Here is a 20,623-nt window from a genome sequence, read left to right as displayed (position 1 = left end):
GTCACGGCCGTTGCCGCTGCGATCTCCACACCACGAAGAGCGCGGAGGCGACGGCCGCACCCCGCACCACCCACGGCCACGTCGTGCCGATCGCGTCGCTCATCCGCCCGTCCGCGATCGGCTCGCCCCACCGCCCGGTGTTACGGCCCCACAGCCACACGAGCCCGGCCGTCACCGCGAGCCCCGGCAGCCACAGCACGGCCACCTTCGACTCGCCCTCGCTCAGGCGCCGCGACGCGTACGCGATGATCCAGCCGAGGCCCAGCGCGAACCAGTTGCCCATGACCGCGCCGCCCACGAGGAGCGCGGCGGCGAGCAGCAGGAGCGGGTTCGACCAGCCGGGCAGGGACGGGAGGCGGCGCCCCGGGGACGTCTTCTCCGTGCCCGTCTCCGGCTCGTCGTCCGGGAGTTCGTCCTCCGTCGCCGCCGCGGCCTTGCGCGCCTTGGGCAGGCGCGGGCCGTCCTTGCCCGGCGGCTTGAGCATCTCCGGGATCTCGACGCCGCCCACGAATCCCGGCACGCTGTCCGCAACGCCGAACGGGCTGCTGTCCACGCGCCACCAGTCCGGCTCCGAACCCGGCTCCCCCAGCTCGTCCGTCCCCGCCAGATGCGGCGGCGACGGCGCGTCCCGCACCTCATCGGCCTCCGGCGGCTCCGCGCGCGGGCCCGGCACGATCCGCCGAAGACCCTTCGGACGTGGCTCCTTGGGCCGCTGCTCCTTCGACCTCTGCACGGGCACCGCCGCCCGCGGCGCCTCCGGCTCCGCCGGTCCCCGGCCCCTGCCCGCGCCCGTCACCACCTCGTCCGGCGTGCCGAGGCGCTCCAGGATGCGGCGCACCGCAGCCGGGCTGTCCACCGTCGTCTTCGCGCGCCGCGCCTCGATCTCGTTGCGCAGTTCCGACACCAGGCGCATCCGCGTGCCGGAGGGCAGCTGACGCTGCTGGGCCAGGTCGCCGACCCGGCTCAGATAGTCGAAGACGAGCTGATCGCTCTCGATCCCCACGAAGTCCCCTCCGGGGTGGTGGTGTTGACGGTTCGTTCACCCGTTTTACGACGTTACCGTGCCCGGCGCGGCACCGGGGGCCTCTTCCGGGCCCAGCGGGGCCGCCGCCCGGCGGGCCGGTCAGGCGCTACCGTGGCCCGGATGAGCACTCACGAGCCGGACCGCGCCGCCGAGGACGGGAGCGGGGCGGGGAGTACGGCCCCCCGGTCCCTCGCCGAGGCGTTGCGCGCACGCGACGACGCCTCCCTCGGCGCACTCCTGCGCGCCCGCCCCGATCTGCTCAACCCCGTTCCCGGCGACCTCACGCAGCTCGCCACCCGTGCGGGCACCCGCGCCTCCGTGATCCGCGCGCTCGAGCACCTGGACCGCTTCACGCTCCAGACCGCGGAGGCGCTGGCCGTCGCCCCGGAACCCACCACGTACGGCACCCTCCTCGCTCTGCTCGCCGGGGACGAGGGTGACGACGCGGGCGTGGACGCCCGTACGGTCTCCGCCGCTCTGCCGCACGCCGTCGCCGCCCTGCGCGAACAGGCCCTGCTCTGGGGGCCCGACGACCGGCTCCGCCTCGTGCGCACCGCCCGTGAGCTGCTCGCGCCCGCGCCCCAGCGGCCCTCCCCCACCGGCCTCGGCCCCACCGTCGCCGAGGCCACCGCGGGCATGTCCCCCGGCCGCGTCCAGGAGATCGTCACGGCCGCGGGCCTCGCCTCCACGCACGACCCGGTCTCCGCCGTCGCCGCGCTGACCGCGCTCTTCACCGACCGGACGCGCATGTCGGCCCTCCTCGACGAGGCGCCCGCGGACGCCGTCGAGGTGCTCTCACGGCTCGTCTGGGGCCCGCCCTACGGCCAGGTCACCGCCGAACCCGCCGCCCATCTGCGCTGGCTCCTCGACCGCGGGCTCCTCCTGCCGACCGCCCCCGGGACCGTCGTGCTGCCCCGCGAGGCCGCCCTCCACCTGCGCGGCGGACGCGCCCACCGCGCCCTGGAACCCGTACCGCCCACCGTCGAACCCGCCGCCACGCACCGCCCCGCCGTCGTGAACGCGACCGGCGCCGGGCAGGCCTACACCGCGCTCGCCACCGTCGAGGAACTGCTCAAGGACTGGGACGAGGGCGGGCCCGCCGTCCTGCGCGCCGGCGGGCTCAGCGTGCGCGACCTCAAGCGCACCGCCGCCGCCCTCGACACCACCGAGCCCCTCGCCGCGTTCTGGGTCGAACTCGCCTACGCGGCCGGGCTCATCGCGTCCGACGGCGAGGCCGACGAGCAGTACGCCGCGACGCCCGCCTACGACAACTGGCTGGAGCAGCCCGCCGCCGAGCGCTGGGCGCGGCTCGTCGCCGCCTGGCTCCCCGCCACCCGCACACCCGGGCTCGTCGCCGGGCGCGACGGCGGCGTCGCCGTCTCCGCCGCCGGGCGCACCCTTTCCGCCCTCGGGCCGCACCTCGACCGCTCGGCCGCCCCCGAGGTCCGCCGCCGCGTGCTCGCGCTCCTCGCCGAGCTGCCCGAAGGCGCCTCCCCCGACCCCGAGACCCTCCTCGCCCGGCTCCGCTGGGAGCGGCCCCTGCGCGGCGCCGCCGCCTCCGACGAGGCCGGTGACCCCGACGACCTGCGCGCCCGCATCGCCCGGTGGACCCTCACCGAGGCGGAGCTGCTCGGCTTCACGGGCCGGGGTGCCCTGTCCGAGCACGGGCGGGCGCTCCTTGAGGGCGGTGCGACGACCGCCGCGGAGGCGGCCGCCGTCGCTCTGCTCGCTCCGCTGCTGCCCGAGCCGCTGGACCACGTCCTTCTCCAGGCCGACCTGACCGCGGTCGCCCCCGGGCCCCTGGAACGGCCCCTCGCCGAGGCGCTCGCCGTCCTCGCCGACGTGGAGTCCAAGGGCGGCGCGACCGTCTACCGGTTCACCCCCGGGTCCGTACGGCGCGCACTCGACTCCGGCCGCACCGCCTCCGACCTGCACGACTTCCTGAACACGCACTCCCGTACGCCCGTCCCGCAGCCCCTCGCCTACCTCATCGACGACGTGGCCCGTAAGCACGGGCATCTGCGCATCGGCGCCGCCTCCGCGTACGTGCGCTGCGACGACGACATGCTCCTGGGCGAGATCCTCGCCGACAAGCGCTCGGCCGGCCTGCGCCTGCGGCGGCTCGCGCCGACCGTCCTCGCCGCGCAGGCCGACCCCGCGGCGCTCCTGGAGGGCCTGCGGCAGATGGGGTTCGCGCCCGCCGCGGAGAGTCCCGAGGGCGATGTGCTGATCACCCGCGCCCACGCCCGCCGCACCGGGCCGCGCAGCGCCCCCGAGCCCGTCCCGGAGGGGCCGCCGGTGCCGGACGGCACGCTCCTGACCGCCGCCGTGCGCGCGATCCGCGCGGGTGACCTCGCCTCCACGACCCCGCGCAAGCACGCGCCGGGCGAGCAGAGCGGGGCGCTTCCCCGCACCAGCGCGGCGGACACGCTGGCCACGATGCAGGCGGCCGTCCTGACGGGCGAGGCCGTGTGGATCGGCTATGTGAACGCGGAGGGCACCGCCAGCCAGCGCGTGATCGCCCCGATCCGGGTCGAGGGCGGGTTCGTCACCGCGTACGACCACACGGCGGACGAGGTGCGGACGTATCCGCTGCACCGGGTGACCGGAGTGGCCGAGCTGGAGGCCGAGGCCTGACCCCGGAGTCCGTGCCCCCACGTCCCGTCGGCGGCCGACCGTACGCGGTTCGTACGCGCCATGCGGCACACTGGACGTTTGGCCCCGCGCCTCGCGGAGCGCGGTGGAAGGGATACACGTGAACGGACCGCTCATCGTCCAGAGTGACAAGACGCTGCTCCTGGAGGTCGACCACGACCAGGCCGACGCCTGCCGTCGCGCCATCGCGCCCTTCGCCGAGCTGGAGCGCGCCCCGGAGCACATCCACACCTACCGGCTGACGCCGCTGGGCCTGTGGAACGCTCGGGCCGCCGGCCACGACGCCGAGCAGGTCGTGGACGCCCTCGTCGAGTACAGCCGCTACCCCGTCCCGCACGCGCTCCTGGTCGACATCGCCGAGACCATGGACCGGTACGGGCGTCTCACGCTGTCCAAGCACCCGGCGCACGGCCTCGTCCTGACCACCACGGACCGGCCGGTCCTCGAGGAGATCCTCCGCTCCAAGCGCGTGGCCCCGCTTGTCGGCGCCCGCATCGACGCCGACACCGTCGCCGTGCACCCCTCGGAGCGCGGCCAGATCAAGCAGACGCTCCTCAAGCTGGGGTGGCCCGCCGAGGACCTCGCGGGTTACGTGGACGGCGAGGCGCACCAGATCGATCTCGCGGAGGACGGCTGGGCGCTGCGCCCGTACCAGAAGCAGGCCGTCGAGGGCTTCTGGCACGGCGGGTCCGGCGTGGTCGTGCTGCCCTGTGGCGCCGGCAAGACGCTCGTGGGCGCAGGCGCGATGGCCGAGGCCAAGGCGACGACGCTCATCCTCGTCACCAACACCGTCTCCGCCCGGCAGTGGAAGCACGAGCTGGTCAAGCGGACGAGCCTGACCGAGGACGAGATCGGCGAGTACAGCGGGACGAAGAAGGAGATCCGTCCCGTCACCATCGCCACGTATCAGGTGCTGACCACGAAGCGGAAGGGCATCTATCCGCATCTGGAGCTCTTCGACTCCCGCGACTGGGGGCTCGTGATCTATGACGAGGTGCACCTGCTGCCCGCGCCCGTCTTCAAGTTCACCGCCGACCTCCAGGCCCGGCGGCGCCTCGGCCTCACCGCGACGCTGGTGCGTGAGGACGGGCGCGAGTCGGACGTGTTCTCGCTGATCGGCCCCAAGCGCTTCGACGCTCCGTGGAAGGAGATCGAGGCCCAGGGGTACATCGCGCCCGCCGACTGTGTCGAGGTGCGCGTCAATCTGACCGACAGCGAGCGGCTCGCCTACGCCACCGCGGAGGCCGAGGAGAAGTACCGCTTCTGCGCCACGACGGCGACCAAGCGGAAGGTGACGGAGGCCCTCGTGCGCAAGCACCAGGGTGAGCAGACCCTCGTCATCGGGCAGTACATCGACCAGCTCGACGAGCTCGGCGAGCATCTGGACGCCCCCGTCATCAAGGGCGAGACCAGCAACGCCCAGCGCGAGAAGCTGTTCGACGCGTTCCGCAACGGCGAGATCTCCGTCCTCGTCGTGTCCAAGGTCGCCAACTTCTCCATCGACCTGCCCGAGGCCACGGTCGCGATCCAGGTGTCCGGCACCTTCGGGTCCCGGCAGGAGGAGGCCCAGCGCCTCGGCCGCGTCCTGCGCCCGAAGGCCGACGGGCACGAGGCCCGCTTCTACTCCGTCGTCGCCCGCGACACCATCGACCAGGACTTCGCGGCCCACCGCCAGCGCTTCCTCGCCGAGCAGGGCTACGCGTACCGCATCATCGACGCCGACGAACTCCTCGCGGGCGAGCAGGGCAGCTGACGACCGGCGACAAGGGCCCGTCCACCGTGTGTGGACGGGCCCTCGCCTTGCCGGTCGCCGCTACGCCTGCGGCCTGAAGTTCCTCAGGCGCAGGCTGTTGCCCACGACGAACACCGACGAGAACGCCATCGCCGCGCCCGCGATCATCGGGTTCAGCAGGCCCGCCGCGGCCAGCGGCAGCGCGCCGACGTTGTAGGCGAACGCCCAGAACAGGTTGGTGCGGATGGTCCCCAGCGTCCGCCGGGACAGGCGGATCGCGTCGGCCGCCGCCCTCAGGTCGCCCCGGACCAGCGTCAGGTCGCCGGCCTCTATCGCCGCGTCCGTGCCCGTGCCCATCGCGAGCCCCAGGTCGGCCTGCGCCAGGGCCGCCGCGTCGTTGACGCCGTCGCCGACCATGGCCACGGAACGCCCTTCGCCCTGAAGCCTCTTGACGACGTCGACCTTGTCCTGCGGCATGACCTCCGCGATCACCTCGTCGATGCCCACCTCGGCGGCCACCGACCGGGCCACGGCTTCGTTGTCGCCCGTGAGGAGGATGGGCGTCAGGCCCAGGCCCCGCAGTCGCCGTACCGCCTCCGCGCTGGTCTCCTTCACCGCGTCCGCGACTTCGAGGACCGCCCTGGCCTCCCCGTCCCAGGCCACCGCGACCGCCGTACGTCCCGCCGCCTCGGCCTGGGACCTCGCGCGCTCCAGCTCCGCCGGCAGCCGGATCTCCCACTCGCCCAACAGCTTCACGCGGCCGACGAGTACGGCGCGCCCGTCCACGACGCCCTGCACGCCGAGCCCGGGAAGGTTCGCGAAGTCCTCGACGACACCGAGCTCGCCCACCTTCTCGCGGGCCCCGTCCGCGACGGCCCGCGCGATCGGGTGCTCCGAGGAGTGCTCCAACGCCCCCGCGACACGGAGGACTTCACCCGTGTCCGTACCGTCCGCCACGTGTGTGGCGAGCAGCGTCATCCGGCCGGTCGTGACGGTTCCGGTCTTGTCGAGGACGATCGTGTCGACCGCGCGCGTGGTCTCCAGGACCTCCGGGCCCTTGATGAGGATGCCGAGCTGCGCTCCGCGCCCCGTGCCGACCATCAGCGCCGTCGGTGTGGCGAGGCCCAGGGCGCAGGGGCAGGCGATGATGAGGACGGCGACGGCCGCGGTGAAGGCGGCCGTGATCCCGGCGCCGTTGCCGAGCCAGAACCCGAGCGTGGCCAGCGCGAGGGCGATGACGACCGGCACGAACACGGCGGAGATCCGGTCGGCGAGGCGCTGCGCGGCGGCCTTGCCGTTCTGCGCGTCCTCCACGAGGCGTGCCATACGGGCGAGTTGCGTGTCGGCGCCGACGCGGGTGGCCTCGACGACGAGGCGTCCGCCGACGTTCAGCGTCGCTCCGGTGACGGCGTCCCCGACGGCGACCTCCACGGGCACGGACTCGCCGGTCAGCATCGAGGCGTCGACGGCGGAGGCGCCCTCGACCACGGCACCGTCGGTCAGCATCGAGGCGTCGACGGCGGAGGCGCCCTCGACCACGGCACCGTCGGTGGCGATCTTCTCGCCGGGCCGCACGAGGAACCGGTCGCCGACCTTCAACTCGGCCACGGGGACGGTCTCTTCACGTCCTCCCTCGCGCACCAGCGTGACGTTCTTGGCCCCGAGTTCGAGCAGCGCCTTGAGCGCCGCGCCGGCCTTCCGCTTCGACCTGGCCTCGAAGTAGCGCCCGGCGAGGATGAAGGCGGTGACTCCGGCGGCGGCCTCCAGGTAGATGTTCCCGGCGCCGTCGCTGCGGGCGATGGTCAGCTCGAAGGCGTGCGTCATGCCGGGCATGCCGGCGGTCCCGAAGAACAGCGCCCACACCGACCAGAGGAACGCGGCCGACGTGCCGACGGAGATGAGCGTGTCCATCGTCGCGGCGCCGTGCCGCGCGTTGGTGAAGGCGGCCTTGTGGAAGGGCCAGGCCGCGTACGTCACGACGGGTGCCGTCAGCGTGAGGGACAGCCACTGCCAGTACTCGAACTGGAGGGCGGGGATCATCGCCGTCGCCACGACGGGCACGGCGAGTACGACGGCGGTGACCAGCCGCCGGCGGAGCGGCGCGAGCGCGTCGGCCGCCGCGTCCGCTTCCGCCCCCTCCGCCTTTTCCGCCTTCCCCTCGACGGGTCGGGGCGGTTCCTGGGCCGTGTACCCGGTGGCCTCGACCGTCGCGATCAGGTCGGCCACGGCCACCCCGTCGGTGAAGGTGACCTTCGCCTTCTCCGTCGCGTAGTTGACGGTCGCCGCCACGCCGTCCATCCGGTTCAGCTTCTTCTCGATCCGGGCGGCGCACGAGGCGCAGGTCATGCCGCCGATGGCGAGTTCCACCTCTGCCGCCTGGGCGGCGGAGGGCGCGGTGGCGGCTGGGTGCGCCGACATGAGGCCTCCTCGGTTGCGGGTCCGGTACCCGGGGTGGGTATCGCTTACGAGATCCAATCTATACCCATGGGGGGTATCAGACGCAAGCGTTCCCCTCGCTTGACTTCATACCCCCTAGGGGTATCGTCGACCTATCAGCCACCGGACACCGACACCGTCCGCACGTCACGCACGTCCGCACACCAGGAGCCGTCATGAAGACCGGACTGAAGATCACCGCCTTCGCCGCCGCCGTCGCCGCGACCTTCGGCACCGCGTACGGGGTGGGCAGGGGCGTCGACCCCATAGCCGGGGGCGAACAGAAGACGGCAGGGCATGCGCAGGGAGGACGTACGGAGGAGGCGCAGGACGGGCACGCCGGCCACGGCGCGTCGGACACCGCGGCCGCCGCCGTCCCCGGCGGGCTGCAGATCTCCGAGCGCGGCTACACGCTCTACCTGCGGACCCGGCGCATCGCCGCCGCCGGCGAGCGCACCGAGCTGAGTTTCGCGATCACGAAGGACGACACGGGGCGCAAGGTCACCGCGTACCGGACGGAGCACGGCAAGCAGCTGCACCTGATCGTGGCCTCGCGGGACCTCACGGTCTACCGCCATCTGCACCCGGCCCGCGCGGCGGACGGCACCTGGAAGACGCCGGTCGAGCTGCCGAAGGCGGGCGGTTACCGGGTCTTCGCCGACTTCACCCCGCAGGCGGAGAAGGAGGGCCTCACCCTCGGGGCGGACCTGTCGGTCGCCGGAGAGTACGCGCCCCGGGACCTTCCGGCGGCCTCACGGACCGCCGACGCCGGCGACGGCTACGAGGTGCGGCTGGGCGGGGACCTCGGCGCGGGATCGGCGCACGAGCTGACCCTGAGCGTCGCGAAGAACGGCAAGCCGGTCACCGACCTCCAGCCCTATCTCGGCTCGTACGGGCATCTGGTCGCCCTGCGCTCCGGCGACCTCGCGTATCTCCACGTCCACCCGAACAAGGGCGGGCCGGGGCCGGAGGTCTCGTTCACGGCGACGGCGCCCAGCAACGGGACGTACCGCCTCTTCCTGGACTTCAAGCACAAGGGCACCGTGCGGACGGCGGAATTCACGGTGCACGCCGGGAAGAGCGCGGGTGGTCATTCGGAGGGGCACGGTCACTGATCGTCTGTCGGCGCGGGCCGTGTGCGCGTAGGCTGGCGTATTGGACTAGACCTCTAGGCCCTGTTGTGACGACGGGCCCCGGGGCCCGGCCGCCACCGCATCCGCACCCGCCTTCGCAACCGGCAAAACCGACAAAGGGGTCCCATGAGCAAGCGTGCAGTCCTGGAGGTGATCGCGCTCGGCGCCGAGGACGCCGTCGCGGCCCAGGCGGGCGGCGCCGACCGCCTCGAGCTGGTCACCGACATGGCGGCGGACGGGCTCACCCCGTCGCGCGAGACCTTCGGCCGGATCCGCGCGGCCGTCGGCATCTCGCTGCGGGTCATGATCCGGCTCACGGACGGTTTCGCCGCGGGCGACCTGGACGCGCTGGCCGGGACCGCGCGCGGGCTGCGCGCGGAGGGGGCCGACGAGTTCGTGCTCGGCTTCCTCGACCCGGCGGGCGGCCCCGACCTCGCGGCGGTCGAACGGATCACGGCTGAGCTGGACGGCTGCCGCTGGACCTTCCACCGCGCGATCGACCGGACCGCGGACCGCGACGCCCTGCGCAAGCAGCTCGCGCACGCGCCGGGCCTCGACACCTACCTGACGGCCGGTTCGCCGGACGGCGTGGACGCCGGGCTCGACGTCCTGGCGGCGGAGGCGGCCCGCTCGGGCGAACCCGGTTACGAGCAGCAGATCCTGGTCGGCGGCGGCCTCCGCCTCGACCACCTGCCGCGCCTGAAGGCGGCGGGCATCGACGCCTTCCACATCGGCGGCGCGGCCCGCCCCCGGGGCTGGACGGCCCCGGTGTCGACGGAGGCGGTCCGCACGTGGCGCGAGGCGGTCGACGCCGGAGCCTAGGCTGCCGGCGCCGGAGCCCGGACGGCCGTCACCCCGCCAGCTGCTCCGGCAGCTCCGCGGCGTGGACCACGACCAGACCGGAGACGGCCCGGGTCAGCGCCACGTACAGACGCCGCAGTCCGGTCCGCTCGTCGGGTTCGCCGTCGACGACGGCGGCGGGCTCGTCGAGGACCACGTAGTCGTATTCGAGGCCCTTCGCGAGCGAGGCCGGTACGAGGGTGAGACGGGTCCGAGCGGTGGTCTCCTCGCCCGGGCCCAGGTAGGTGAGCCCGGCGTCCGCGAGGGCCGCGGCCAGGTCCGGGACGCGGGCGTCGGCGGCGATGAGGCCCACGGACCCCTCGCGTTCCAGCGCTTCGACGCAGGCGGCGACCACGTCGCCGGTCCCGCGCGCGGCCTCCCGGACCTCGAAGGCGCCGGGGTTCTCACGGACGGACGAGACGGGCGCGAGTCCGGGCGCGATGTGAGGCAGCAGCCGGGACGCGTACGCGATGACGTCGCGCGGCACGCGGAATCCGACGGTCAGCTCCTCGACCACGGCCTCCTCCTTGCCCAGATGCCGCAGCGCCTCGGCCCAGCTGCGCGTGGCCCAGGGCGTCGTGCCCTGCGCGAGGTCTCCGAGGACGGTGGCGGACCCGGTGGTGCAGCGCCGACCGACGGCCCGGTACTGCATGGGCGAGAGGTCCTGCGCCTCGTCGAGCACCACATGCCCGAGGGAGTGCGTACGGGCGACGAGATCGGTGACCTCGTCGATCAGCACGGCGTCGGCGGAGGACCACCTGGCGGCCCGCACACTGCGCACCGGCCGCTCCCACAGCACGCACTTCTGCTCGTCCTCGCTGAGCACGCCCTCCGCGTGCTCGGCGAGGAACTCGGCGTCGGACAACAGCCGCAGCACGAGCTTCGCGGGATCGACGGCGGGCCAGAGGACCTTCACGGCGGCCTTGACGGCCGCGTTCCTGGCCACGGCGTCCTGCACCCGGTCGTCGGGGGCCTCCCCCGACCGCTCCATCTGTACGAGGACGGCGTGGGCGATGCGCTGCGGAAGCGCGTCGCGGGCGGCGCCGTACCGCATGTCGCGCGCCATCAACTCCCGCACGATCTCCTCCAGTTCGTACGCGGGCACCCGCCACCGCCGGGACCCGCGCACGACCACGACGGACTCCACGGGCAGCGTGATGTGCGACCGCACGGCCCGCCGCAGTACCTCGGCCATCCGCGCGTCGCCCTTGACCACGGCGGCGTCCGCGCCGTCGGCGCCCCGCACCTCCACATGGGCGACGAGGTCGTCGACGGTGGCCTGCTTGACCTCCAGCTCACCCAGCGCGGGCAGCACCTGCTCGATGTAGTGGAGGAAGGACCGGTTCGGCCCGATGACCAGGGTCCCGGTGCGGGCGAGCCGCTCGCGGTGGGCGTACAGCAGATACGCGACACGGTGGAGGCCGACGGCGGTCTTTCCGGTACCGGGCCCTCCCTGGACGCACACGGACCCCGAGAGCCCGCTGCGCACGATCTCGTCCTGCTCGGGCTGGATGGTGGCAACGATGTCGCGCATGGGCCCGACGCGGGGGCGCTCGATCTCGGCCTGGAGCAGCGCGCTCACGACCTCGGCCTCGGCGGGATCGGACAGCCGCTCGTCCTCGTACGCGGTGAGGTCCCCGCCCGTGTACCCGAACCGCCGGCGCAGCCCGACGTCCATCGGGTCCTTCTTCGAGGCGCGGTAGAAGGGCTGCGAGACGGGGGCGCGCCAGTCGATGACCATCGGATCGCCGGCCGCGTCATGAACATGCCGCCGCCCGATGTAGAACCGCTCCCCGCCGGCCCCTTCCGCCTGGTCGGCGCCGGGGGCGTGCAGGTAGTCGAGCCGCCCGAAGAACAACGGGGTGTGCGACAGGTCGGCCAGGGCCTTGATCCGGTCGTCGATCTGGCGCTGCAGAACGGCGGCGTTCACCCAGTTCGCGGTGACGTCGGCGATGTCGAGGGATTCCACGTCCTCGCGCATGGCGCGCAGGGCGGAACGGGACGACGTGAGGTGGGCGCGCTCGCGGGAGAGCGGGTCGTCGAGGGACACGGGCGATGCCTCCGGGCTCCGGGGGGTTCGGTTACACACGGCAGCCGGCCGGTTTCCGTCCGGGCGGCGGCGCTCCACGGAGGGAGGCGGGCAAGGCGGACCACCTTACTCCCGCCCCGACACACGGCCAACACATTTATTTCCCGTTTCCCGGGGAGCCGTGAGGGCCCTGGGGGACGGAGTCACCCCCCGGACGCAGGCCCGCCGCCGCAACCTACACCTCCGGACCGATGTGCACGGAATGCCCGTATTCCACCATGGAGGCATGACAGCCATGACCTTCACTCACGGTGCCACCGCGGCCACGGAGACCCACCACCCCCACCGCCTCGGAAACGTCCTGCGAGCGGCCAAGGTCATCGTGACCTCGGCGCTCGGCGTGGCCCTTCTGGGCGAGTACGACGAGGAGGCCGGCGTACAGAGACGATCGGGCCCGTACCGGCCACCCCCGGACCAGGGAGTGCCGACGGGGTCCGCCGGCAGGGTCTGACGGGGTCCGCCGGCAGGGTCTAGGGTCGCCGCATGCGGGACGACCTGAGGAAAGCCTGGGCCGAGACACTCACCACGGCCCAGCCCACGACAGCCACACCCACCGCTCCGGACGCCTACGCGGACGACCTCCTGGCCCGCTGGTCGGAGCCACAGCGCCGCTACCACACGACGACGCACCTCAAGGCGGTCCTGGACCACATCGACGTACTGGAGGGCCACGCCGACGACCCGGCCCTGGTCCGCCTCGCGGCCTGGTTCCACGACGCGGTGTACCTCCCCGAGCGCTCGACGAACGAGGAACGCTCCGCGCGCCTGGCCGAACGGGCCCTGACGGAAGCGGGCCTGACGGACCGGCAGATCGGCGAGGTGAGCCGCCTGGTCCTGCTCACGGTGACGCACGACCCGGACGAGGACGACCACAACGGCGAGGTCCTGTGCGACGCGGACCTGGCGATCCTGGCGGCGGCCCCGGACGCGTACGCGGCCTACGCGGCGGCGGTCCGGGAGGAGTACGGCTTCGTACCGGACGAACCGTTCCGCGAGGGACGCGCCGCCGTCCTGCGCCAACTCCTCGCCCTGCCCCGCCTGTTCCGCACCCCGTACGGCGCCGCGCACTGGGAGGAGCGGGCCCGCGAGAACCTCACGGCGGAGCTGGACCTGCTGACTCCCCAAACCGGTTGATCGGCGCGGGCGGCTGCCGCATCCTCGCCCCATGACACTCCTCACCCTCGCGGCCGCCCGCGTACACCTGCACGAGCTGTCCCTGGAGTCGGCCAGGGACCTGAACGCGGACAGCGGGTCGGGCGGCTTCGCCTGGCTGGACGGCGACGCACCGGACGGCACCCGGACCGGCTCCGGGATCACGGTGAAGGCGCACGCGGCGGGCACGTACCGCGAGGGCTGGGGAACGTACGCGATCGTGCGGACCGAGGACGGACGCGCGGTCGGCGGGATCGGCTTCCACAGCGCTCCGGACGAGGAGGGCCGCGTCGAGATCGGCTACGACGTGACGGAGGGGGCGCGCGGCCGGGGCTACGCGACGGAGGCAGTGCGGGCGATAGCGGCATGGGCGCTGTCGCAGCCGGGCGTCACCGCGGTGACGGCGAACACGGACCTGGACAACGGCCCGTCCCAACGGGTGCTGGAGCGGGCCGGTTTCGTGCGGATTCCGACGACACAGGACCTCTGCGCGTACGAACTGCCGCGAATTTAGGCAACGCTGCGTCGCGTTGTGTCACGTCACGCGTGACTCTGCTCGAAAAGCTCCCGAAGACCCCGCCGAAGACCCCGCGGACACCGCCGCGGCTGCCCCTGCGGACGCCCCCGTGGACGTCCCCACCCGCATGCCGCTTGCCGTCTACGTCCTGGGCCTGGCGGTGTTCGCGCTGGGCACGTCCGAGTTCATGCTGTCGGGCATCCTGCCCGCGATCGCCGACGACATGGACGTCACGATCCCGCAGGCGGGCCTGCTGATATCGGCGTTCGCGCTCGGCATGGTGGCGGGCGCGCCGCTGCTCGCCGTGGCGACGCTGCGCCTGCCGCGCCGCACCACGCTCATCGCGCTGATCTCGGTGTTCGGCCTGGGCCAGGTCACGGGCGCGCTGGCGCCGACGTACGCCGTCCTGTTCGCGTCGCGGATCGTGAGCGCGCTGGCCTGCGCGGGGTTCTGGGCCGTGGGCGCGGCGGTGGCCATCGGCCTGGTGCCGGTGACGCAGCGGGCGAGGGCCATGGCGGTGATGACCGGCGGCCTGTCGATCGCGAACGTGCTGGGCGTCCCGGCGGGCGCGTTCCTCGGTGACGGTCTGGGCTGGCGGGCGGCGTTCTGGGCGGTGGGCGCGGCCTCGGCGATCGCGCTGGTGGGGGTGGTGCTGTCGTTCCTGATGGGCTTCTCGGCGTTCTACACGGCGCCGGCGCTGAACGCCCGCATGTTCAACGTGGCGGGCGCGGCCCCCGCGCTCGCGGGGGCGACGACGACGGCGGCGTCCACGAAGGTGATCGCCACGTCCACCAAGACGGGCCTCAACTGCCCACCGCAGGACGCCCCTTCGGCCTCCGCAGCCCCGCCTCGGTGAGCCTGCGCACCAGCTCCTTCGAGCCGATCTGCACGGCCCCGGCCCGCACCGCGTCCTCGTAGCGGTGCGACGGCAGGTCGTAGTGGTCGCGCTCGAAGGCGCGGGGCGGGATGCCGAGCCGGTCGGCGAAGAGATGGAGCTCGCCGAAGGAGACGTCGCTGACCAGGTGGGACCACATGCGCCCGTGCCCGGGCCAGGTCGGCGGATCGATGTAGACGGTCATCGCACGATGGTGCCGAGGGACCCCACGGGCGCCACGACCACGCCCGCCTCGCTGCACACCCAGTGCGGGTCGGGGCCCAACTCCGGTTCCACATCGAGGGCGTGGGGTTCGCCGGAGCCGCACACCGGGCACAGGGGCCAGCGGCCGGAGCGTTCGAGGAGTCCGTCCTGGACGTCCTGCGCGACGAGCCCGGCGACGTAGTCGATCCCTTCCGGCCACTGCTCGACCCACCAGCGCCGGTGCACTATCGAGTCCTCGACGAGGGACACGACGTCGGCGTGGGCGACCTCACCCGAGACGAGGTCGGCGAGCACGAGGGCGCGGGCCGCGTGCAGTGCCTGTTCGAGGGGGCTGATCTCCATGTAGCCATTGTGCTCCCTCGGCGCACGCGCCCACGTACCCTTCGGCACGGCCGAAAGGCCCGGAAGACGTGCCGTACGGCACAGCCGAAGGACTCTTGACGCCGCACCCCCCTGAAAATATCTTTCAAATGTGACCAGCAACGTGAAGGAAATTTTCGCGGGCGACGCGCCGCCCGCCCCGGCCGCCCTCGCGGCCAAGGTGCGGACCCTCGCGCCGTCGATGACCCGCTCCATGCAGCGGGTCGCCGAGGCCGTCGCCGGTGACCCGGCCGGCTGCGCGGCCCTCACGGTCACCGGCCTGGCCGAGCTCACCGGCACCAGCGAGGCGACGGTGGTCCGTACCGCCCGCCTCCTCGGCTACCCCGGATACCGGGACCTGCGCCTCGCCCTCGCCGGGCTCGCCGCCCAGCAGCAGTCGGGCCGCGCCCCCGCCGTCACCGCCGACATAGCGGTCGACGACCCCATCGCCGACGTCGTCGCGAAGCTCGCGTACGACGAGCAGCAGACCCTCGCCGACACCGCGGCCGGACTCGACACCGTGCAGCTCGGCGCGGCCGTGAACGCGCTGGCGGGCGCCCGCCGCATCGACATCTACGGCATCGGCGCGTCCAGCCTCGTCGGCCAGGACCTCGCCCAGAAGCTCCTGCGCATCGGGCTGATCGCCCACGCCCACGGCGACCCGCACCTGGCGATCACCAACGCCGTGCAGCTGCGCGCCAAGGACGTCGCCATCGCCATCACGCACTCCGGATCGACCCACGACGTGATCGAGCCGCTGCGCGTCGCCTTCGAGCACGGGGCCGCCACGATCGCGATCACCGGCCGCCCCGACGGCCCGGTCTCGCAGTACGCCGACCACATACTCACCACGTCCACGGCCCGCGAGAGCGAGCTGCGGCCGGCCGCGATGTCGTCCCGCACGAGCCAGCTGCTCGTCGTGGACTGCCTGTTCGTGGGCGTCGCGCAGCGTACGTACGAGACGGCGGCCCCCGCCCTGTCCGCTTCGTACGAGGCGCTCGCACACCGTCACACGCCGCGCGGCTCCCGCTAGACGACGCGCCCGCACTCCCCCTGAAGCCACTGCCGCACCGGACCCCACCGCCGCACCGGAAAGAGCCGCACACGTCATGACCTCCACGACCGACGCTGCCGACAACTACAGCGAACTGCGCGCCCAGCTCGCCACGCTCACCACCGAGGCGTTCCGCCCGGAACTCTCCGAGATCGACCAGCTGCCGACGGTGGAGATCGCGCAGATCATGAACGGCGAGGACGCGAGCGTCCCCACCGCCGTCGCCGAGCAGCTCCCGCAGATCGCCGCCGCGATCGACGGCACGGCCGAGCGGATGGCCCGCGGCGGCCGCCTCGTCTACGCCGGCGCCGGCACGGCGGGCCGGCTCGGCGTCCTGGACGCGTCCGAGTGCCCGCCCACCTTCAACACCGACCCGAGCGAGGTCGTCGGCCTGATCGCGGGCGGCCCGAGCGCCATGGTCAAGGCGGTCGAGGGCGCCGAGGACTCCAAGGAACTCGCGGCCGAGGACCTGGACGCGCTGGGTCTGACGGCGAACGACGTCGTGGTCGGCATCTCGGCCTCGGGCCGCACCCCGTACGCGATCGGCGCGGTCGAGCACGCGCGCGGCCGGGGAGCCCTCACGATCGGCCTGTCCTGCAACGCGGACAGCGCGCTCGCGGCGGCCGCGGACCACGGCATCGAGGTCGTCGTCGGCCCCGAACTCCTCACCGGCTCCACCCGGCTGAAGGCGGGCACGGCCCAGAAGCTCGTCCTCAACATGCTGTCGACGATCACCATGATCCGGCTCGGCAAGACGTACGGGAACCTGATGGTCGACGTACGCGCCTCGAACGAGAAGCTGCGCGCCCGCTCCCGCCGGATCGTCGCCCTGGCCACCGGCGCCGACGACGCCGCCATCGAGGCCGCGCTCGCCGCGACGGACGGGGAGGTGAAGAACGCCATCCTCGTGATCCTCGGCTCGGTCGACGGCCCGACGGCCGCCCGCCTCCTGACCGACAGCAAGGGCCATCTGCGCGCCGCGCTCCAGGCATCGGCCACGACCGCGTAGTCCCGTAGGCCAGCAGGCCCGTAAGCCCATAGGCCCGTAAGCCCGTAGGCCCGTAATCCGGCAGTCCCGTATTGCTCCACCCCCCCACGCACCACGCACAGCAAGGCACCACGACCCATGGCTGACTCAAAGAACCGCGCCATCGCCGCCGCGATCCTTCCTCTCGTCGGCGGCTCATCGAACGTCACGTCCGTAGCCCACTGCATGACCCGGCTCCGTCTCGGCCTCGCCGACCGTGCTCTCGTCGACGAGGACGCGCTGAAGGCGCTGCCCGACGTCATGGGCGTGGTCGACGACGAGACGTACCAGATCGTCCTCGGACCGGGAAAGGTCGCCCGGGTCACCCCGGAGTTCGAGGAGCTGGTGCAGGACGGCAGGACGGCCGCACCGGAGCCGCACGCGGTGACCGCTGACGAACTCGCCGCCCAGGGCGCCGAGCTGAAGGCGGCCCGCAAGGCGAAGAACGCCACCCCGTTCAAGCTGTTCCTGCGCCGGATCGCGAACATCTTCGTGCCGCTGATCCCCGCGCTGATCGGCTGCGGCATCATCGCCGGCATCAACGGCCTGCTGATCAACCTGCACTGGCTGCCGGGCGTCACCCCCGCCCTGGCCGCCATCGCCTCCGGCTTCATGGCGCTGATCGCGGTGTTCGTCGGCTACAACACCGCGAAGGAGTTCGGCGGTACGCCGATCCTGGGCGGCGCGGTCGCGGCGATCATCGTGTACGCGGGCGTCGCGAACATCGAGGCGTTCGGCCAGAAGCTCTCGCCCGGGCAGGGCGGTGTCCTCGGCGCGCTGGGCGCGGCCGTCCTGGCGACGTACATCGAGAAGTGGTGCAGGAAGTGGGTCCCGGAGGCCGTGGACGTGCTGGTCACGCCCACCCTCACGGTCCTGGTCTCCGGCCTGGTCACGATCTTCGGCCTGATGTACGTGGCGGGTGAGGTCTCCACGGGTATCGGCACCGCGGCGAACTGGCTCCTCGACAACACCGGCGCGTTCGCGGGCCTCGTCCTCGGCGGGCTCTTCCTCCCCCTGGTCATGCTCGGCCTGCACCAGGCCCTCATCCCCATCCACACCACCCTCATCGAGCAGCAGGGCTACACCGTCCTCCTCCCCGTCCTCGCGATGGCGGGCGCGGGCCAGGTCGGCTGTGCGATCGCGGTCTTCAAGCGCCTCAAGCACAACAAGTCGATCCGTACGACGATCAAGTCCGCGCTCCCCGCAGGCTTCCTCGGCGTCGGCGAACCCCTGATCTACGGCGTCTCGCTCCCGCTCGGCCGCCCGTTCATCACGGCGTGCGTGGGCGGCGCGGCGGGCGGCGCGTTCGTCGGCTTCTTCTCGATGATCGGCGACAAGGTCGGCTCGACGGCGATCGGCCCCTCGGGCTGGGCCCTGTTCCCCCTCCTCGACGGCAACAAGGGCCTCGGCACGACGGTCGCGATCTACGGCGCGGGCCTCCTGGTCGGCTACATCGTGGGCTTCGCGGCCACGTACTTCTTCGGCTTCAGCAAGCAGATGCTGGTGGACCTGAACGTGGACGCGGGCGCGGGCGCGACCGTGGACGTGGACGCGGGCGCGGGCGCGGGCGAGTCGGCGGAACCGAGGACGGCCACGGCCCGACCCGCCTCCGGCAAGGAGCCGGCAGGAGTCTGACCGAGCCGTCCGACCGCCCCCTCCTGTCGGCCCGAACCACCGAGGGCGGCCCCCACACAGGGGCCGCCCTCGGCGCTGATCCTCAGACGACCGATGTCCGGAAAGGATCAGTGGGCACGATCTCCGCCTCGTCAAACAGGTGCTCCAACGCCTCATGACCCCGGCGTCTGCGGAACTCGATCTCGGCAGCCGTCACCGGCAGGGTCCACAGAATGCGGGCGTGTCCCCCGGGCAGCGGACAGTGCTCGAGGTCAGGTCCGTGGAGATAGGGCAGGCTGATCAGCAGGTGGTCGCAGGTCGAGCCCGGCACCCATGGTTCACCGATCGGCATGCTGTCCTCGAGGCCGAGTCGATGCCCTCCGCGGTGGTAGTACGTGATCACGGCCATGAGGTCGATGAACCGCTGGTCCCTGACATGGGCGGTCATGACGAACTCGAGCCCGTGACCATCCATCTCCGTCCCGGTCCAGCACCCGGCGGTCACAAAGGCCCAGCTGTCGCTGCGCGGACCAGGGCCTACAACGAGAACCCGCAGTTCGGGCACGACCTCGCGCCTGTCCGGCCCGAGGTCGCAGACGACGACCTCCACGGAATGCCCCTCGAAGAACCCCCGGACATGTGACTCAACGGCCTCCGCGGCCCGCCTCGCATCACTCACCGCGCGATCATCCCAGTCCTCAGGCCGCGACAAGGGGTCCCGCGCAGGTCGTCCACGGTCTCCGCCGCGGGCCGAAGCCCGTGTTCCTGAACGCGACCTGGTCGGCGTTCATCACCGATCTCAAGGGGGAGCGCCAGGGCGTGTCCGGCCGACCGGCCGCCCCGGCGACTCGCGATCACAAGCGGATTGCGTGGCTGGTGAGGGTGGGGGGTTGCGGGAGCCTCCATCAGTTTTCCGTTCGGCCGCGGACTAGTGAGGGCCGGCTTTCCCCCATGACGGTCAGTGAGGGGGTACGAGTTCAGCGCCCCGGTCTCTTTCGCGAGAGCGCAGACGAGCAACTGCGAAGGAGCAGCGGCAGCAACAGGGGTCGGTGGGGGGAAGCGGACGGCGGTCGCGGCAGGCGCGGGCGGGCGGGTCCGGGGGGCGGGTGGGGTCCTGGGGGGGCGGGGTCCTGGGCGGGCGGAGTCCTGGCGTGGCGGAGGAGTTTCCCGGAAGCGAGGCTGAGTGGCCGGGATCTGCCTATCAGCCTGTCGAGGGCGGGGGCAGGCAGGGCCGGAGCGGGCTCCGCCAGCCCTCTGTGGCGGGATCCCGGCGGGGTTGGCAGATTCGGGCCATGGGCTCGCCCGGCGACTCAACTGCCGTACCAGAATGGCCTCATGAGCCACGACCGCGAACACCCGGACGACCGCGTCTTCGTCCGGAGCAACTGGGGCACCAACCGGTACGTCTACAACCCGCACAACCCCGTCGGCCGCGTCCTCATCGTCGGCTCGCTGCTGTTCGCGGTGGGCGGGCTCTATGTGATGTCCCATCCGGACCTGTTCCGGGGCGGCTGGGACGGTGACGATCTGCGGACCGCCGTGACCGGCGCGACGGCGCAGTTGTCGCAGGACAGGACCGGGCCGGGGACCGACACCGGGCTTTACGAGGACATCCTGACGCAGGACATCGCGCAGCACGGAAAGGGTCCGGAGGACGCCCTCACCGTCACGCTCGCCTCCGATCCGCCCGAATCCACGGTCTGGTACGGCGGCACCGAGGACGCCGACTTCTCGGTGAAGGCCCGCGGCACCGACACCGCCTTCTGCCTGCACGTGCATGCGGTGCAGCGGCCGAAGGCGATGGGGTACGACGCTGTGGACTTCGCCGTCGACGACGGGGGCTGCCCTGGAGAGACGAATGGGGCGCCCTGACGGCGCGCGGCGCTCCACA

Annotated in this window: 18 protein-coding genes; 12 read left to right on the top strand and 6 right to left on the bottom strand. The window is 72.8% G+C overall.

Features of this window, described 5'->3' with window-relative positions; translation table 11 throughout:
* Position 1: 1 nt before the first annotated feature.
* Positions 2 to 1,003, bottom strand: a complete 1,002-nt coding sequence (locus ACWIGU_RS17800) for a hypothetical protein (RefSeq protein ID WP_454401878.1) — start codon at positions 1,001 to 1,003, stop codon at positions 2 to 4.
* A gap of 141 nt (positions 1,004 to 1,144) precedes the next feature.
* Between ACWIGU_RS17800 and ACWIGU_RS17795 the strand changes: the two genes are divergently transcribed.
* Positions 1,145 to 3,661 carry a helicase-associated domain-containing protein gene (locus ACWIGU_RS17795; RefSeq protein ID WP_454401876.1) on the top strand — a complete coding sequence of 839 codons (2,517 nt, stop codon included), beginning with the start codon at positions 1,145 to 1,147 and terminating at the stop codon, positions 3,659 to 3,661.
* A gap of 118 nt (positions 3,662 to 3,779) precedes the next feature.
* Positions 3,780 to 5,432 carry a DNA repair helicase XPB gene (locus tag ACWIGU_RS17790; RefSeq protein ID WP_454401874.1) on the top strand — a complete coding sequence of 551 codons (1,653 nt, stop codon included), beginning with the start codon at positions 3,780 to 3,782 and terminating at the stop codon, positions 5,430 to 5,432.
* A gap of 60 nt (positions 5,433 to 5,492) precedes the next feature.
* On the opposite strand, the gene ACWIGU_RS17785 is transcribed toward ACWIGU_RS17790, so the two are convergent.
* On the bottom strand, positions 5,493 to 7,829 hold the full coding sequence (locus ACWIGU_RS17785; protein ID WP_454401872.1) for a heavy metal translocating P-type ATPase: 2,337 nt from the start codon (positions 7,827 to 7,829) through the stop codon (positions 5,493 to 5,495).
* A 194-nt stretch (positions 7,830 to 8,023) separates the two neighbouring features.
* On the opposite strand from ACWIGU_RS17785, the gene ACWIGU_RS17780 reads away from it, so the two are divergent.
* Both ACWIGU_RS17780 and ACWIGU_RS17775 read left to right on the top strand, forming a co-directional pair.
* Positions 8,024 to 8,962 carry a hypothetical protein gene (locus ACWIGU_RS17780; RefSeq protein WP_454401870.1) on the top strand — a complete coding sequence of 313 codons (939 nt, stop codon included), beginning with the start codon at positions 8,024 to 8,026 and terminating at the stop codon, positions 8,960 to 8,962.
* 144 nt (positions 8,963 to 9,106) lie between these two features.
* Positions 9,107 to 9,802, top strand: coding sequence for a copper homeostasis protein CutC (locus ACWIGU_RS17775; protein ID WP_454401868.1), 696 nt, complete (start codon positions 9,107 to 9,109; stop codon positions 9,800 to 9,802).
* A gap of 28 nt (positions 9,803 to 9,830) precedes the next feature.
* Here the strand turns inward: ACWIGU_RS17775 and ACWIGU_RS17770 are convergent, their stop codons facing one another.
* The gene (locus tag ACWIGU_RS17770; RefSeq protein ID WP_454401866.1) at positions 9,831 to 11,870 is read right to left on the bottom strand and encodes a HelD family protein; all 2,040 of its coding nucleotides are present in this window, start codon (positions 11,868 to 11,870) and stop codon (positions 9,831 to 9,833) included.
* 265 nt (positions 11,871 to 12,135) lie between these two features.
* On the opposite strand from ACWIGU_RS17770, the gene ACWIGU_RS17765 reads away from it, so the two are divergent.
* The 4 genes from ACWIGU_RS17765 (at position 12,136) to ACWIGU_RS17750 (ending at position 14,434) form a co-directional block, all read left to right on the top strand.
* The gene (locus tag ACWIGU_RS17765; protein ID WP_454401864.1) at positions 12,136 to 12,360 is read left to right on the top strand and encodes a hypothetical protein; all 225 of its coding nucleotides are present in this window, start codon (positions 12,136 to 12,138) and stop codon (positions 12,358 to 12,360) included.
* 32 nt (positions 12,361 to 12,392) lie between these two features.
* On the top strand, positions 12,393 to 13,043 hold the full coding sequence (locus ACWIGU_RS17760; protein ID WP_454401862.1) for an HD domain-containing protein: 651 nt from the start codon (positions 12,393 to 12,395) through the stop codon (positions 13,041 to 13,043).
* Positions 13,044 to 13,074: 31 nt separating this feature from the next.
* Positions 13,075 to 13,575 carry a GNAT family N-acetyltransferase gene (locus tag ACWIGU_RS17755; RefSeq protein WP_454401860.1) on the top strand — a complete coding sequence of 167 codons (501 nt, stop codon included), beginning with the start codon at positions 13,075 to 13,077 and terminating at the stop codon, positions 13,573 to 13,575.
* 130 nt (positions 13,576 to 13,705) lie between these two features.
* Positions 13,706 to 14,434: an MFS transporter gene (locus ACWIGU_RS17750; RefSeq protein ID WP_454402382.1), complete on the top strand. Its 729-nt coding sequence runs from the start codon at positions 13,706 to 13,708 to the stop codon at positions 14,432 to 14,434.
* Here the strand turns inward: ACWIGU_RS17750 and ACWIGU_RS17745 are convergent.
* Together ACWIGU_RS17745 and ACWIGU_RS17740 are read right to left on the bottom strand one after the other, a co-directional pair.
* Positions 14,382 to 14,657 carry a DUF4031 domain-containing protein gene (locus ACWIGU_RS17745; protein ID WP_454401859.1) on the bottom strand — a complete coding sequence of 92 codons (276 nt, stop codon included), beginning with the start codon at positions 14,655 to 14,657 and terminating at the stop codon, positions 14,382 to 14,384. The two genes, ACWIGU_RS17750 and ACWIGU_RS17745, sit on opposite strands and share 53 nt — an antisense overlap.
* Complete coding sequence (locus tag ACWIGU_RS17740) at positions 14,654 to 15,019, bottom strand: hypothetical protein (RefSeq protein ID WP_454401857.1); 366 nt, start codon at positions 15,017 to 15,019, stop codon at positions 14,654 to 14,656. The genes ACWIGU_RS17745 and ACWIGU_RS17740 overlap by 4 nt, the downstream gene beginning before the upstream one ends.
* A 130-nt stretch (positions 15,020 to 15,149) precedes the next feature.
* Between ACWIGU_RS17740 and ACWIGU_RS17735 the strand changes: the two genes are divergently transcribed.
* The 3 genes from ACWIGU_RS17735 (at position 15,150) to ACWIGU_RS17725 (ending at position 18,753) form a co-directional block, all read left to right on the top strand.
* Complete coding sequence (locus ACWIGU_RS17735) at positions 15,150 to 16,070, top strand: MurR/RpiR family transcriptional regulator (protein WP_266671766.1); 921 nt, start codon at positions 15,150 to 15,152, stop codon at positions 16,068 to 16,070.
* A gap of 76 nt (positions 16,071 to 16,146) precedes the next feature.
* Positions 16,147 to 17,100, top strand: coding sequence for an N-acetylmuramic acid 6-phosphate etherase (murQ, locus tag ACWIGU_RS17730; protein WP_454401855.1), 954 nt, complete (start codon positions 16,147 to 16,149; stop codon positions 17,098 to 17,100).
* Between the two features lie 117 nt (positions 17,101 to 17,217).
* Positions 17,218 to 18,753, top strand: coding sequence for a PTS transporter subunit EIIC (locus ACWIGU_RS17725; RefSeq protein WP_454401853.1), 1,536 nt, complete (start codon positions 17,218 to 17,220; stop codon positions 18,751 to 18,753).
* Between the two features lie 82 nt (positions 18,754 to 18,835).
* On the opposite strand, the gene ACWIGU_RS17720 is transcribed toward ACWIGU_RS17725, so the two are convergent.
* The gene (locus tag ACWIGU_RS17720; protein ID WP_454401851.1) at positions 18,836 to 19,297 is read right to left on the bottom strand and encodes a suppressor of fused domain protein; all 462 of its coding nucleotides are present in this window, start codon (positions 19,295 to 19,297) and stop codon (positions 18,836 to 18,838) included.
* Positions 19,298 to 20,067: 770 nt separating this feature from the next.
* On the opposite strand from ACWIGU_RS17720, the gene ACWIGU_RS17715 reads away from it, so the two are divergent.
* The gene (locus ACWIGU_RS17715) at positions 20,068 to 20,604 is read left to right on the top strand and encodes a hypothetical protein (protein ID WP_454401849.1); all 537 of its coding nucleotides are present in this window, start codon (positions 20,068 to 20,070) and stop codon (positions 20,602 to 20,604) included.
* Positions 20,605 to 20,623: the final 19 nt, after the last annotated feature.

The organism is Streptomyces sp. NPDC055400, from assembly GCF_053644375.1.
This window is presented reverse-complemented; position numbering and strand designations above follow the sequence as displayed.

Excerpts from the sequence above, each read along its gene's own strand:
- ACWIGU_RS17745 (WP_454401859.1), bottom strand. The coding sequence starts at position 14,657 with ATGACCGTCTACATCGATCCGCCGACCTGGCCCGGGCACGGGCGCATG.
- ACWIGU_RS17765 (WP_454401864.1), top strand. The coding sequence starts at position 12,136 with ATGACAGCCATGACCTTCACTCACGGTGCCACCGCGGCCACGGAGACC.
- ACWIGU_RS17780 (WP_454401870.1), top strand. The coding sequence starts at position 8,024 with ATGAAGACCGGACTGAAGATCACCGCCTTCGCCGCCGCCGTCGCCGCG.
- ACWIGU_RS17795 (WP_454401876.1), top strand. The coding sequence starts at position 1,145 with ATGAGCACTCACGAGCCGGACCGCGCCGCCGAGGACGGGAGCGGGGCG.
- ACWIGU_RS17740 (WP_454401857.1), bottom strand. The coding sequence starts at position 15,019 with ATGGAGATCAGCCCCCTCGAACAGGCACTGCACGCGGCCCGCGCCCTC.
- ACWIGU_RS17715 (WP_454401849.1), top strand. The coding sequence starts at position 20,068 with ATGAGCCACGACCGCGAACACCCGGACGACCGCGTCTTCGTCCGGAGC.
- ACWIGU_RS17775 (WP_454401868.1), top strand. The coding sequence starts at position 9,107 with ATGAGCAAGCGTGCAGTCCTGGAGGTGATCGCGCTCGGCGCCGAGGAC.
- ACWIGU_RS17785 (WP_454401872.1), bottom strand. The coding sequence starts at position 7,829 with ATGTCGGCGCACCCAGCCGCCACCGCGCCCTCCGCCGCCCAGGCGGCA.
- ACWIGU_RS17725 (WP_454401853.1), top strand. The coding sequence starts at position 17,218 with ATGGCTGACTCAAAGAACCGCGCCATCGCCGCCGCGATCCTTCCTCTC.
- ACWIGU_RS17750 (WP_454402382.1), top strand. The coding sequence starts at position 13,706 with ATGCCGCTTGCCGTCTACGTCCTGGGCCTGGCGGTGTTCGCGCTGGGC.
- murQ (WP_454401855.1), top strand. The coding sequence starts at position 16,147 with ATGACCTCCACGACCGACGCTGCCGACAACTACAGCGAACTGCGCGCC.
- ACWIGU_RS17760 (WP_454401862.1), top strand. The coding sequence starts at position 12,393 with ATGCGGGACGACCTGAGGAAAGCCTGGGCCGAGACACTCACCACGGCC.
- ACWIGU_RS17755 (WP_454401860.1), top strand. The coding sequence starts at position 13,075 with ATGACACTCCTCACCCTCGCGGCCGCCCGCGTACACCTGCACGAGCTG.